The 12,088-nt window shown below is 71.7% G+C and carries 12 protein-coding genes, 1 pseudogene and 2 CRISPR repeat arrays (1 of these 15 cut by a window edge); of the genes and pseudogenes, 5 read left to right on the plus strand and 8 right to left on the minus strand.

The annotated features are described in order from the left end of the window. Positions 1-398: a CRISPR direct-repeat array (repeat unit 28 nt; unit sequence GTCCGCCCCGCGCTGCGGGGGTGAGCCG); it begins 1,735 nt to the left of the window's first position. A gap of 51 nt (positions 399-449) precedes the next feature. Continuing rightward, complete coding sequence (locus tag SSBG_RS29860; protein ID WP_008749740.1) at positions 450-677, plus strand: helix-turn-helix domain-containing protein; 228 nt, start codon at positions 450-452, stop codon at positions 675-677. Between the two features lie 617 nt (positions 678-1,294). On the opposite strand, the gene SSBG_RS33925 is transcribed toward SSBG_RS29860, so the two are convergent. The 5 genes from SSBG_RS33925 to SSBG_RS29885 form a co-directional block, all read right to left on the minus strand. Continuing rightward, positions 1,295-1,471, minus strand: coding sequence for a hypothetical protein (locus SSBG_RS33925; protein ID WP_199781487.1), 177 nt, complete (start codon positions 1,469-1,471; stop codon positions 1,295-1,297). After that, positions 1,471-1,677 (minus strand): hypothetical protein, encoded by a 207-nt coding sequence (locus tag SSBG_RS29870; protein WP_008749744.1) that lies wholly within the window; start codon positions 1,675-1,677, stop codon positions 1,471-1,473. Before SSBG_RS29870 ends, SSBG_RS33925 begins: the two co-directional genes overlap by 1 nt. Continuing rightward, positions 1,674-2,126, minus strand: a complete 453-nt coding sequence (locus SSBG_RS29875; RefSeq protein ID WP_008749745.1) for a hypothetical protein — start codon at positions 2,124-2,126, stop codon at positions 1,674-1,676. Before SSBG_RS29875 ends, SSBG_RS29870 begins: the two co-directional genes overlap by 4 nt. A gap of 161 nt (positions 2,127-2,287) precedes the next feature. Beyond that, entirely contained in the window at positions 2,288-3,496 is a 1,209-nt protein-coding gene (locus SSBG_RS29880; RefSeq protein WP_008749746.1) for a helix-turn-helix domain-containing protein, read from the minus strand. Between the two features lie 151 nt (positions 3,497-3,647). Then, the gene (locus tag SSBG_RS29885; protein ID WP_037872341.1) at positions 3,648-3,881 is read right to left on the minus strand and encodes a hypothetical protein; all 234 of its coding nucleotides are present in this window, start codon (positions 3,879-3,881) and stop codon (positions 3,648-3,650) included. A 111-nt stretch (positions 3,882-3,992) separates the two neighbouring features. On the opposite strand from SSBG_RS29885, the gene SSBG_RS29890 reads away from it, so the two are divergent. Next, positions 3,993-4,337, plus strand: coding sequence for a DUF6233 domain-containing protein (locus SSBG_RS29890; protein ID WP_008749748.1), 345 nt, complete (start codon positions 3,993-3,995; stop codon positions 4,335-4,337). Between the two features lie 56 nt (positions 4,338-4,393). On the opposite strand, the gene SSBG_RS33505 is transcribed toward SSBG_RS29890, so the two are convergent. Together SSBG_RS33505 and SSBG_RS35545 are read right to left on the minus strand one after the other, a co-directional pair. Continuing rightward, positions 4,394-4,570 carry a hypothetical protein gene (locus SSBG_RS33505; RefSeq protein ID WP_158677855.1) on the minus strand — a complete coding sequence of 59 codons (177 nt, stop codon included), beginning with the start codon at positions 4,568-4,570 and terminating at the stop codon, positions 4,394-4,396. A 96-nt stretch (positions 4,571-4,666) separates the two neighbouring features. After that, the gene (locus SSBG_RS35545; RefSeq protein ID WP_267880287.1) at positions 4,667-4,792 is read right to left on the minus strand and encodes a hypothetical protein; all 126 of its coding nucleotides are present in this window, start codon (positions 4,790-4,792) and stop codon (positions 4,667-4,669) included. Between the two features lie 77 nt (positions 4,793-4,869). On the opposite strand from SSBG_RS35545, the gene SSBG_RS29895 reads away from it, so the two are divergent. Continuing rightward, on the plus strand, positions 4,870-5,139 hold the full coding sequence (locus SSBG_RS29895) for a sigma factor-like helix-turn-helix DNA-binding protein (RefSeq protein WP_008749749.1): 270 nt from the start codon (positions 4,870-4,872) through the stop codon (positions 5,137-5,139). A gap of 26 nt (positions 5,140-5,165) precedes the next feature. Next, positions 5,166-5,915: a CRISPR direct-repeat array (repeat unit 28 nt; unit sequence GTCCGCCCCGCGCTGCGGGGGTGAGCCG). 488 nt (positions 5,916-6,403) lie between these two features. On the opposite strand, the gene SSBG_RS29900 is transcribed toward SSBG_RS29895, so the two are convergent. Next, positions 6,404-8,830, minus strand: a complete 2,427-nt coding sequence (locus tag SSBG_RS29900) for a hypothetical protein (RefSeq protein WP_234010804.1) — start codon at positions 8,828-8,830, stop codon at positions 6,404-6,406. A 1,490-nt stretch (positions 8,831-10,320) separates the two neighbouring features. Between SSBG_RS29900 and SSBG_RS31990 the strand changes: the two are divergent. Beyond that, positions 10,321-11,324: pseudogene (locus tag SSBG_RS31990) on the plus strand (IS5 family transposase). 192 nt (positions 11,325-11,516) lie between these two features. Beyond that, the gene (locus SSBG_RS29915) at positions 11,517-12,062 is read left to right on the plus strand and encodes a S1 family peptidase (protein ID WP_267880288.1); all 546 of its coding nucleotides are present in this window, start codon (positions 11,517-11,519) and stop codon (positions 12,060-12,062) included. Positions 12,063-12,088 lie beyond the last annotated feature (26 nt).

Genomic DNA, 12,088 nt, shown 5'->3' on the forward strand with positions numbered 1-12,088 from the left:
GCCGCCCGTCCGCCCCGCGCTGCGGGGGTGAGCCGGCGTCGAGGGCGGCCTGGTCGGTGGGGGTGGTGTCCGCCCCGCGCTGCGGGGGTGAGCCGGCGTCCACTGGGTCGTGTCCAGCGGCCTCTACACGGTCCGCCCCGCGCTGCGGGGGTGAGCCGACCGACGCGCTCGGCGCCCTGCCCCTCGGCTCGTCCGCCCCGCGCTGCGGGGGTGAGCCGCCTCCGCACCGTCCCGTACGCCATGTCGTACGGTCCGCCCCGCGCTGCGGGGGTGAGCCGGCCAACTTCGAGCGCGGCCTTCCACCGCCGTTGTCCGCCCCGCGCTGCGGGGGTGAGCCGACGCGGTCGGCCTCGATGCTCTCGGCCAGGAGGTCCGCCCCGCGCTGCGGGGGTGAGCCTTCTTCCAGTTCTGGGGTGGCTTGTTGATCTTGTGGCGCTGACGGTGCCAAGGTGCCGCCCGAACCCGACGCCCTCGACGCCTTCCGCCGCCAGCTAGCCGACCGCATCCGCGACCACCGCCTGTGGCGCAACCTCTCCCAAGAGCAGGTCGCCGAACGCACCGGCCTGTCGGCCCACACCGTGCAGCGCATCGAGAGCGGAACCCGGGAGACGAAGGTCAGCTACCTCTTCCGCCTCACCCACGCTCTCGACTGCGAGGTGCGCGACTTGCTGCCGTGAGCCCCCGGCCGGTCTTGCCTCCGGCCGGGGGCTGCGGCGTCCCGCCCTCGACGGGGGGCGTGGGGCGGGAGTTCGGGGCTACGGCTCGTAGCTGACGTAGGTCTCGCACGCAGTGCACGCGTACCGGTCGGCGACGCCGGCCATCAGGACGCCGCAGTTCGGGCACCTCATGTACGTGAGCCGCCGGAGAGTCGGGGGCTCCTCCGCGCTTTCGAGGGTGGCCCCCTGGGCGTCGTCGGGTTCAGTGGGCGGTGGGGTGGGCTCGGGTGTCGCGGCCTGCGCGTTCGGCATGGTGCACTCTCTGTGTTCGTTCGAGTACCGGGAGCGTAGCGGGGTGTGCGGCGACCCCGGAGGTCCATCCGCAGGTGAAACAGACCCACCCCCCGCCGCTGCCCTGGCTGGTACTCGCCCCGCACTTGGGGCAGTTCACGATGCCCTCCGTGAGGCGGGGTTGGCCGGGATGCTCGGGAGGCCGCGCGGCAGCCGCTCGTGTCGCGGCGGGCAGATCCGGTGCACATAGGCGTTCGGCCGTGCTCCGGAGATCGCGTCGCGGACGATCGACTCGACCTCCTGGCCGGGCCCGAACGGTTGGTCGCAGCGCTCACAGGTGCGGGTTCTCACGTTCGGTCCTCCCACGGGGTGAGGCGGTACGTCTCGCGGCAGCGGCGGCAGGCGTAGAGGGCACCGCCGGGCTCGGTGGCGGGTTCGGGCGCTGGCTGGATGAGGGCGACGTCGTCGGCGAGGTCGCGGTGCCACGCGCACCAGGCGATCGTGCGGCCGAGCTTGGCGGTCATCAATCGTCCCTGCCGTAGCAGCAGCGGCGGCAGCCGCGGGGAAACCAGGCGGGGGCGTGCGCGGTGGCGTGGCGGGCGCCGAGGTCGACGTCGTCGATGCCGGGCTGGAGCGGGGTCTCGCACCACACGCAGGCGGCGCCGCGCCGCTGCTCGGCCGTGAGCGTCTCGACGGCGGGGAGAAGGTCTTCGTCCACGTAGGTGCTCACCGCGCCATCACCCGGGCGTCCAGGAGCGCCGCGCAAAGCAGGCGCGCGGGGGTGAGCAGGCCGGTGCCGTAGGGCGGATGCAGCCAGGTTCGCCCGCCAGCGCCGACACCGGGTGCGGGGCAGTCCAGCGTCCACCCGGCAGGATGGACGACGGCCCCCGGGATCGCGTCGAGCAGCGTGGCGGTTCCGGCCGCCACGAGCCACCAGGCGAGCCGGTCGGTCGAGGACCCCAGGACGGGGCCGAGGTTACCGGTCGGGCGGATGGCGAGGAGCGCATCGATGCTCGGGTAGAGCGGCGCCTCGACCACCCGCCAAGTGCCCACGGACGCAAGGGCCGCGGTTTCGCCTCGGTCCCATAAGCGGAGGACGGCAGTGGGGTTGCCCGCCGTTTCCGCGAGCCACTTCATCCCCTCGGCGCGGGGGATACCGAGGTGTGGCATGGGGTCCATGGGTCGCCTCCTCGTGCACGGGTGGCGGCGCCGGGTGCCTGGCGGGGATCGCCCGGCGCCGCCCTGTCGTGCACGTCACGCTAGGTGCGCGCGGCATTACTCCCCAGCGACAAAGGACACCAGGTTGCGAGGTAAGTATGAGCCGACTAGGACGCGTTGTCCTACAACGTGAGGTCAACGCCCAGACGCGACGCGAGCCCTCGAAGGCCCGAGTTCCGGCGCCGCTCCGCGTCGAGCAGCTCGCGCACGGTGGCGAGGGCTGACGGCTGGAGGCGCATCCATTCCGGCTGATCGTGTTCGACCTCCAGGAGCGTCGCGAGAGCGCCCTGGTGATCGCCGGTCTGCTGCTGCGCCTGCGCCACGTCCGTGCGGTACGACGCGGAGTGCACGGGGCGGCTGATCGCCGCCGTGTCAACGCCTGCCGCCAGGGCGAGCGCCGAGGCCGCACCCGTGTCCGGATCGGTGAGCGCTACGTTGACGCGCTGCGTCCGCACGTCCGTCACAGAGAAGGCGCTGCCGTATGCGCGGACCGGCCCGGACCGAACAGCGGCCGCTTCGGCCGCTGTAAGCATCTGCTGCGCGACGTCCTGGTCCCCGTGGCGCGCGGTCGGAGTGGCGGCGGCGATGAGGAGGTTGCCGTAGACGGCGTACTGCGAAGGGGTCGCGCGCCGGAAGCTCGGCTCCAGCTCATCCGCCTTGCGCTCGGCGACGGTCGCGGCCTGCTCCCAGCGGCCCTGCCGCAGGAGCACCCAGGACAGCGTGGAGACGGCCATGCCTTCCAGAAGCGGATCGGAGGCGCGGTGCGCGGCGTCGAGCTGCCGCTCGACTGCGGCGAACGCCCAGTCGGGGTGACCGGACTGCACTGAGAGGCTGGCGGCGAGCTGGTACGCGAGGGCGAGCCGGGACCACACCAGCTCGGTGCCGTGCTCGCGCGCGGCTGCGCGCCCGTCGCGCAGGAGCATCGGCAGCGTGCTGGAGAGCTGCGCGTACTCCCCTTTCCAGTACGCGAGGGTGGCGGTGGCCACGGCGTCGGAGAACGCCCGTTCGGCGGGAGCGTCCTCGTCGGCGTCGAAGGAGACACCAGGGAGGGCGTCGAGCGCCTGGACGGAGTCGCGGAGCGCGAGGAGGCCGCCGTCCTCGGAGAGCTGCGGACTGACGGTCGGCTGTCCGACGAGCCGTTCAAGTTGCACGTCGAGGGCTCGCGCCAGGGCACGCAGGGTGGTGATGCGGGCCGACTGCCGAGTGTTCTGCTCCAGCTTCCGGACCGTGTCGACGGATACCTCCGCTCGCGCGGCGAGCTGCTCTTGGGTGATGTCGCGCAGCTCGCGCAGAGTGCGAATGCGGTCGCCGATGGACGCTGTGCTGTTCATGTGGACCCCCGCCAGGAGATTGTGAGTCCACGGTACTGCGGGCCAGCCACCTGAGGGGTGGCGGAGAAACGACGAAGCTCCCCCTCCCCGCGCACGGCAGGGAAGGGCGGGGCAGATTGGCGTCGTCGGGGGCACGCGGACGCGGAGTAGGTCAGGCGGCGTCGAGCCGATCCAGGTCCACGGGCACACCGAAGCCGTGACTGGCGAGATCCGCATGGAAGGCCATTCGGCGCACTGCTTCCTGGATGGCCAGCACCTCTTCGGTGGGCGTCTGGTCGAAGCCGAGGACGTACCGCGCCGGGACGCGCCCGTACAGGTAGACGGCCTGCATGTGCCGCAGGTGTCGGAGCGCGCGGTCGCGGTTCGGGTAGGGGCGGTGCGTCATGGCTCCTCCGTGGGTGGCCCGCCGCGACGGGGGATGCACGGCGGGCCGGTCTCAGTGTGGCACCCGCCCCCGGCGGATGCGTGCGTTCCGCACGCTCCTATTATCGAACACGTGTCCGAACCGTCCCGTCTCGATCTCCTCCGCTTCGCGTACCGCGTCGTGGAGCAGCAGGCGCGCGCGTCGCTCACGCAGATCGCCGGATGGATCGCCGCCGAAGAGCAGCGCGAGCGCGAGGTCGCCGCGCGAGAGGCCCGCCGCCCGACCCCGCCGGAGTGGGTGGCCGAGCTGAGCATCGGAAGGGACCGGCGGGCGATCCTCGTACACAGCGGGGACTGCCACATGATCGGGAAGCGGACGCGGGGGATCTCCCGCGACCAGGCGCTGCGCGCGCTCGCCGAGGGGGTCGAGGCGTGCGACCACTGCCGACCGGACACGGCTCTCGGGTGGATGGGCTGACGCGCGAAGCCCCCGCCGCCCGGAGCGGGCAGCGGGGGCGCGGGCCGGCCGCGGGCTCAGCCGGTATGCCGGCGCTCGGCGGCGATGAGCGCGATGGTGGTGGCGGCGAGCAGCGCCCAGGCGGTCCAGAGGCCGGCGAGCCAGGGGGTGCTGGCGCCGCTGGCGGTGACCGCAGCGACGGCGATCAGGCTCGCGGTGGTGCTGACCGTGAGGGCCTTCATCGGGGTCGTCATCCTCTCCTCCTCTCATGTCGTTGTGTGGCCGGTGTCCGGCGTGGGATTGTGGGGGGCGGGCCCCGGAGTTGTTATCGGCATCTCCGGGGCCCTCTGTCACTCCTTGCGGTGGCGGCCCCGGCGCTTGGGCTTCCGGATGGCCTTTACGGCTGCGATCGCCGCGATCGCGTTGACCGCGAGGGTCGCGATCCCCACCGCGAGGGTGATGTCCCCACTGTTCACTTGTTCACCCCCTTCCTGCTGAGGTGCCCTCAGTTTAGGGGTACCCCTAATAGGCTGTCAAGGGGTACCCTTAAATCATGTCCGAGACCCCCGACGCCACCACCGCGATCCGCGAGATCATCGCCCAGCTCGCCACCATCCCCGACCTCGTCGACCGCGCCCGCGCCGTCAGCGCCGTCCTCGACGCAGTCCCCGACCTGCAACGCGAACTCCGCACCATGCGGCAAGATGCCGTCGTCGCGATCCGTGAGACGCGCACGCTCGCCGAGACAGCCGACCTCCTCGGCATCTCGCAGCCGCGCGTCTCGCAGATCACCAAGGGCGTCAGCCGCTCCACAAAGCACTGAGCCCCGCCCACCTGCTGGAGCAGGGGGTCCGCCCCGCGCTGCGGGGGTGAGCCGGCCGCACGCACCCGAAAAGCTCGCGGAAAGTAGTCCGCCCCGCGCTGCGGGGGTGAGCCGACGTACGAGGGTGTTACTTCATGCGGCCATAAGTCCGCCCCGCGCTGCGGGGGTGAGCCGGTGGTGAAGGCCGCCGGTACCGCGATCAGCAAGTCCGCCCCGCGCTGCGGGGGTGAGCCGCCGGACGAGGGCATGCCGACGCCAGCCTCTGAGTCCGCCCCGCGCTGCGGGGGTGAGCCGCTCGCGTCCCCGTACGGCAGCAAGTTCCCGGCGTCCGCCCCGCGCTGCGGGGGTGAGCCGTCTTCGCGCTCCTCAGCCGTGGTCTGAGGCCCACCCGCCCCGCGCTGCGGGGGTGCGCCGGCGAAGCAGTTCGCCGAGACCGCGCACGCCATACCCGCCCCGCGCTGCGGGGGTGAGCCGTGGACCAAGGCATTTGAGGGTGGGGCAGAGGGACCCGCCCCGCGCTGCGGGGGTGAGCCGCGGGCCGAGCAGGCCGAGCAGAGCCTCCTGCGACCCGCCCCGCGCTGCGGGGGTGAGCCGACACCCGGCGCGCGGAGAGGGCCGCCGCGCAGACCCGCAACCCGCGCTGCGGGGGTGAGCCGACGCGGGGCGGCGAGGGCGAGCGGGTGACGGTACCCGCCCCGCGCTGCGGGGGTGAGCCGTACCAGGAGGCCGACAGCGGGCAGCCGGCCGGATCCGCCCCGCGCTGCGGGGGTGAGCCGCTCTCCCTCTCCCTCCCGTCGGTTCACCGGCTATCCGCCCCGCGCTGCGGGGAACCGCCCTTGGCGGCGAGCGTCATGGGCAGCCTCTGGCCCGCTCCGCACGCGCGGCGGTGAGCCATCACGGCCCCGGCTCCGCCCGCCCCCTTCCTCGTCCGCTCCGCACGTGCGGAATCCTCCCCGGTGCTCGCGGCGCGGCTCGTCGATGTCCCCTTCGACCTCGCCCACGCGAGGATCCTCCGCCGAACAGGGGTGATCTGCTCGATGAGCCCGTCGACCCAGCGCCCGCGGGGATACTCCGGTCCTCGCGCGGCTGGAGGCGGACGGTGTGCTGTCGACTCCGCGGAGGATCTTCCGGCCTTCATGGAGGAGCAGACCTACGGCTTCCGCTCCGCACGCGCGGAGGTGAGTCGGTTGCCAGGCGTCACCCATGTCGAGGCTCCGTGTCCGCTCCGCACGCGCGGAGGTGAGCCGCGGAACGCGCTCGCTCCCTACGCACGGAGGTCGTCCGCTCCGGGCCGGTCCCGTGCGGCACTTCCCGGGACGCAGGCGAAGGCCTCGCTCAGACGCTCCTCGTCGGATGCGGCGGGGGTGGGGAGGTGCTGTTCGCGCAGGTGGGTCAGGCGCTGGGTGAGGAGGTGCTCGGCCGTGCGCGTGCGGGCGGTTTCGGCGGCGCGGGCGGCCGCGGCGAGGGATTGCGGGCCGGTGGGGTCGTGGCGGTGGTGGCTGCGGGACTGCTCGGCGGCGTGGGCGTAGCGGCCCTCGGTCTGCGCGTGGCGGGTGCGGGCGAGCTGCGCGAGTGCGGTGGCCCGGTAGTCGGCGGCGGCCTCCCGGGCGGCCCGCAGGCCGCGCACCGAGGCGACGTCGGGGAAGGACGGGTCGTCGGCGACGTTGACGCCGTCGGCGTCGAGCGCGGCGCGCAGCTCGCCCACGCTCACCGCGACCTGGGCCAGGACGTCGTCGCGGACCTGGTCCATGACGGCGGCGACTTCGCCTGTGTGGCGGGGGTTGACGGTCCAGGAGACCTGGCACATCCCGGCCTCCACGATCAGGGCGTTCAGCTCGCGGATGCGGCCGCACCCCTGGCACAGCCCGGCCGCATCCTCGCGGCCGCAGTCCGCACACGGCAGGGCCTGCCGGACGCGCTCGCGGGCAGCGGCCTCCTCCTGCTCCCGGGCCGCTCGCTCCCGTGCGGCGGCACGCATCCGGTCGCTGCGCGCGCGCTGGGCGGCATGGCGCCGCTCGCGGGCCTCGGCCTCGCGCTCGGTGTGCGCGCGCAGCCGCTCCTCGAGGACACGCCGGCGCTCGGCGGCGGGGAGGTCGGGCTGCTCCTGGTCGAGCTCGGCACCGAGGCGGGCCCGGTGCGCGCGGCGGAGGTGGATCACGTTCCCGCAGCTCTCACAGGCCTGGCCGGTGTCCAGGCTGATCCCGTCGTCGCACCGCGTGTCCGAGCAGGCCGGGCGCTGGACGAGGGCGCGGTGCAGCAGCCAGGGGTAGGGCTGGCGGATCATCACCAGGCCCCGGCTCTGCGCGATCCGGGCCTCCAGCCGCTCGGCCAGCGCCCGCGGAGCGTCCTGCGGCAGCGGCACGAGCCCGGCCAGCCGTACGAGCTCGGCGCGGGCGGCGGTCTCGATCTGCTGCTGCTGCCAGCCGGAGAGCCGGTCCCACAGCCACCCCACCGGCCGCAGCGCATCACCCAGCTCCGGGACCTGGACCAGGCGCCGACGAGGCAGCCGAGGCCCGGGAACCTTCCCGCTACCGGTGCGCGTGTGGCCCGCGCCAGCGGTGGCGGGCTGCTGGTGCTGCGAGGGGATCGGGAAGGTGTTCGGCTGTTCCCCGCGCAGCGGGCCTTCCCCCGCTCCCGACGACCCGCAGAGGCCCTCGGCCTCCTCGCCGAGCTCCGGCTCCTCGCCCACGCACACGCGCTCCGGAAACGGCGAGGACCCCAGACCGGCTACGCCGGAAAAACCGCCCACCTCCTCAACCTCACCCACGACAGGAACCCCAGAAGCGTGGTTAGCGTGAAGGGTTGCCGCATCGTCGGGGTCTGCAATCGCGGGGTTATCGGCCTCAGGCACCTCACTGACCTGCGGCTTTTCCCCGGCCTCGGACTCCTCACTTGGGGTTGCCGCAACGTCGGGGCCTGAAAACCCAGCCACCGCCCCCTCCGAAGGGGCCCCCATCATGCCGGGAGTCCCGCGCCCGGCCGTGATCTGGCCGCCGCGCGCGGCCGCCACCGCCGGCACCACCAGACGTCCCCGCTGCCCCAGCCCCGAGCCCGTCCCCGCGCGCGGCCGTACCACCACGCCCCACTCCTCCAGGCGCTCCAGCACCCGCTCCGCCGCTGCCGCCGTGCAGCCCAGCAGCCGCGCGAGCGTCACCGCCGCACGGCCCCGCTGGCCCTTCACGACGCCGCCGCACTGACGGACCCGGCCGTCTTCCCGCGCCTCCAGCACCAGCAGCAGCAGCGCGAGCCGGTCCGTCGGCGCGCCCTTCCCTGTCCGAGCAGCCAGCAGCCCGGACGGGATCACCTCCCCGCTCTTCAGCGTCCAGCCCGGCGCCATCAGCGCCTCCATCACGAACAACATCATCGCCAGCTCGGAGCGGCGCAGGTTCAGCGGATGACCGACCACCCCCCGGGCCTCCAGCAGCGGCACCACCCGGCACCGCAACCCCACGTCCTCCTTGAACTCCCCCTGATCCGACTCCACCTCGACCACGCCCGACGCGCGCAGCCACGGGACAACCACCGAGGCCGTGTACGACCGGGACAAGCCCACCCACCGGGCCACCTGTGAGGTACGGATCTCCACCACACCCGACCCCCACGGCGTACGCGACGCCAACACCACCACCGCCAGCTGCACCGCGTACGGAGCACCCTCCAGCCCCGGCGCATCCAGCAACGCACGCACCACACCCCGCAACCGAGCTTGCATGTCCGAACCCAGCGAGAGCGCCCCCGCCGCCCGCCCCCGCTCCGGCCCGCCCACAGCAGACCCAGCAGGAACAGACCGCAACCCACTCCGCGACGACGCGCCGGAAAACGAACGCGGGACCGGCACCCCAGCGGCCGACGCCGCCACGGCACTCACCGACCCACCCGCACGTACGAGACAGTGATCATCCTGGCAGCCTCACGCGGGCTGCCTGTGGACAGAGACCGGGAGAGGCCGAGGACCCCACTGGTTCCCGACCCCCGAGCCACAACCTGCGGTCGTGTCCCGCGCGACGGGACACGACACCGGAGACCGGTAGCAGCCCCCTCGCTCGTGACGGCACCCTGCGGACCCCGCCCACGCGAGAACATGAACGAATGAAGGTACTTAAAAGCCTCACCCGACTGATGAAGGTACTTTTCGCGCGAAACGCCCACTTGGGGGCCTGAGAGATGACAGGGGTCGGGAACGTACGGCACTATGAACTCCGTTCTCGGCTTGCGCCGGGTACGTGAAAGGCCCCATCTCGATGGGGTGCGGTTCTGGGAGAACCTGAAGGTCGCCCGTCCGGACTGGCATCCGGTGGGCCTAAGCCCGGCCCTGGCAGGCCGAGCAGTAGCACGAAGGGCCGTTGACGGCCGATGGGTGGAACCATCGAACTCGCTCAGCGGCCGAGCGGTAGAGGCGCGAGTCCCCCCTGGCAGGGGGACGAGGAAACCTCCCGCTCACAAGCCCTACGTCATCCGACCCCCCTCAGCGAGTGGGGTTTGCCCCGAGGCCCCGACAACGCGGACCTCGGGGATGAGGCGTGTGGGCATGACGGCGAGAGCGGGGGCAGCCCCGCTCCGGGCGGTCACGCGTGTGCGGCGGTAGGAGGGACAGGGGTGACGTGCATCGGCGGTGTGATCCTCACGCCGGAACTGTCGCTCCGCCTGTCTGACCGGGATGAATTCCGGGTACCCTGCTTCATGTCGCTTCCTCTTCGCGGTTGCGGCCAGCCCGAGGGGTTCTTGCAAACCGCCTCCGGCACCGGCTCCGCGTCGATCCTGGGTTACCAGCCCAGGGGAGCGGAGCCGCTTACATTTCTGCGCACGCCCTCGATCCGCAGAGATCATTGGCGCGAGGATCACCCTACCCCGGCGGCGGCGCTCCGGTGCCCCACCCGCCACTGCGCGTACAGGAACAGACGGCACATCACCGCAAATCTCTACGAACGGGAGCATCGCCAGCAAGGTGGGGTGGGTGGCGGTCATCGGCTCCACCCATCCCGAGGGAAATCTCGGTTGAACCGAGATTTAGCTACGCTGCGCATGACGGTGCTTTCTCTCGCAGGTTTGCGCTGCCACTGGCCGCATATGTCTTCGCAGGGCAGCGGCCTGGCGGTCGGCCGGACTAGGGAGCGTATCGAGTCGTGATCAATCTGCGGGATGTGCCTTCGTGGCACGGTCTGGTCCGGTAGACCGTCGTACGTGACGCGAGTGCAACTGACCGACCCGGAGTGGGATTTCATTGAGCCGTACCTGCCGATCGGCGAGTACGGCCCGTACCCCGAGCGGCTGCGGCAGCAGTTCGAGGGCGTGATCTGGCGGTTCAAGACGGGCGGCCAGTGGCGGGAGATGCCGGCAGAGTTCGGCGCCTGGTCGACCGTCCACAACCGCTTCCGGCAGTGGCGTGACGCCGGGGTCTTCGAGGCCCTGCTGGAGGGCCTGATCGCGGAAGCCGCGAAGCGCGGTGAGGTGGACCTGTCCCTGGTCAGCATCGACTCCACCACCGCCCGTGCCCACCACGACGCGGCCGGCATGCACCTGGACGAGGAGGTCCTCACCGCTCTGGAGAAGGCTGCCGCCGAGGCGGAGAAGGCCAGGTCGAAGGGGGCGGCTGCGACGAACAAACCGGGCAGGAGGCCGGGAGCGATCCCGGGCGGGAAGAACGACGGCGCGTCCGGCGCCGACGCAAACTTCGGCTGAAGGCCGCCCTGCTCGGACGCTCCAGGGGCGGGCAGACCAGCAAGATCTATGTCGCCGGCGACCGGAGGTGCCGCCCGCTGGCGTTCATCCTGACCGAGGGGCAGGCCGCCGACAGTCCGCAGTTCATCCCAGTGCTGGGGAAGGTACGGGTCCGCGGGCTCGTCGGCCGTCCCCGCACCCGGCCGGACGCGGTCGCCGCAGACAAGGCGTACTCGTCCCGCGGCAACCGTGCCCACCTGCGCAAACGCCGTATCAAAGCGGTCATCCCGGAGAAGAAGGACCAGGCCGCCAACCGGAACAAGAAGGGCTCCCACGGCGGCCGGCCCGTCAGCCACAACGCAGACCTCTACAAGGAGCGGAACACCGTCGAGCGTCTGATCAACAAGCTCAAGGCATGGCGAGGCATCGCCACGCGCTACGACAAGACCCCCGACAGCTACCTCGCCGGACTCTACCTACGCGCCTCGATGATCTGGATCAAGGACCTCACACGAGCAGCCTCTTGATCACAACCGAATACGCTCCCTAGCCGGGCCCGAATAGAGAAGGTCGCGGCAGCTTACCCCGGCGCGATACGTATCGAGAGCGTCGACAACGAACTGAAGTTCAAGGCGACCGACCTGCGCGGCGCCAACGGGATCACCTCCAGTGGCTGGCTGTGCAGCGCCGGGTTCAACACCAAGAACTCATCGGGGACGATCTACACGCTAACTGCTGGCCACTGCGTACCGGGGACGGGCAACACCTGGTACATGGACTGGAACGGTGCCAAAATCGGCACCCAGACCGCGTACAACTACGGTACGGGCACCGGCGGATACTGCGATGCGACGCGCGGCTGCGACTGGGCCACGATCAAGGCGGACGGCTCTGACATCAATCCGCTCGGGACCGTGCGGTACTGGGGTGGCATCTATAAGCAGGTCGACAAATCCCGTTACCCGGCAGAGGGCGAGCACATCGACCGGATCGGCGTCAACAGCCAGGACTTGACGGGTAACGTCACCAAAACAAGCGTGACCGTGAACATCGAGGGCAAGACCCTGTACGGCATGATGGAGACGAACAACTGCGCGCTGGGCGGCGACAGCGGGGGGCCAGCGCTCAACGGAACTACGGCCCTGGGTCTCCTCTCCGGCGGCACTTCCGAGACCACATGCACCTCTGACACCAGTGGCACCTACCGGAACTATTTCACGAAGGTACAGTCCGTGCTGAACGAGCGCGGCCTCCACGTGTACTGACGGGACCGGCCAGTTCAGCCGTCGCG

Source organism: Streptomyces sp. SPB074 (assembly GCF_000154905.1).
In the GTDB taxonomy this organism is placed as follows: domain Bacteria; phylum Actinomycetota; class Actinomycetes; order Streptomycetales; family Streptomycetaceae; genus Streptomyces.

Coding starts and splice junctions, on each gene's coding strand:
- SSBG_RS33925 (WP_199781487.1), bottom strand. CDS start 1,471: ATGACCGCCAAGCTCGGCCGCACGATCGCCTGGTGCGCGTGGCACCGC.
- SSBG_RS29875 (WP_008749745.1), bottom strand. CDS start 2,126: ATGGACCCCATGCCACACCTCGGTATCCCCCGCGCCGAGGGGATGAAG.
- SSBG_RS29880 (WP_008749746.1), bottom strand. CDS start 3,496: ATGAACAGCACAGCGTCCATCGGCGACCGCATTCGCACTCTGCGCGAG.
- SSBG_RS29885 (WP_037872341.1), bottom strand. CDS start 3,881: ATGACGCACCGCCCCTACCCGAACCGCGACCGCGCGCTCCGACACCTG.
- SSBG_RS33505 (WP_158677855.1), bottom strand. CDS start 4,570: ATGACGACCCCGATGAAGGCCCTCACGGTCAGCACCACCGCGAGCCTG.
- SSBG_RS29895 (WP_008749749.1), top strand. CDS start 4,870: ATGTCCGAGACCCCCGACGCCACCACCGCGATCCGCGAGATCATCGCC.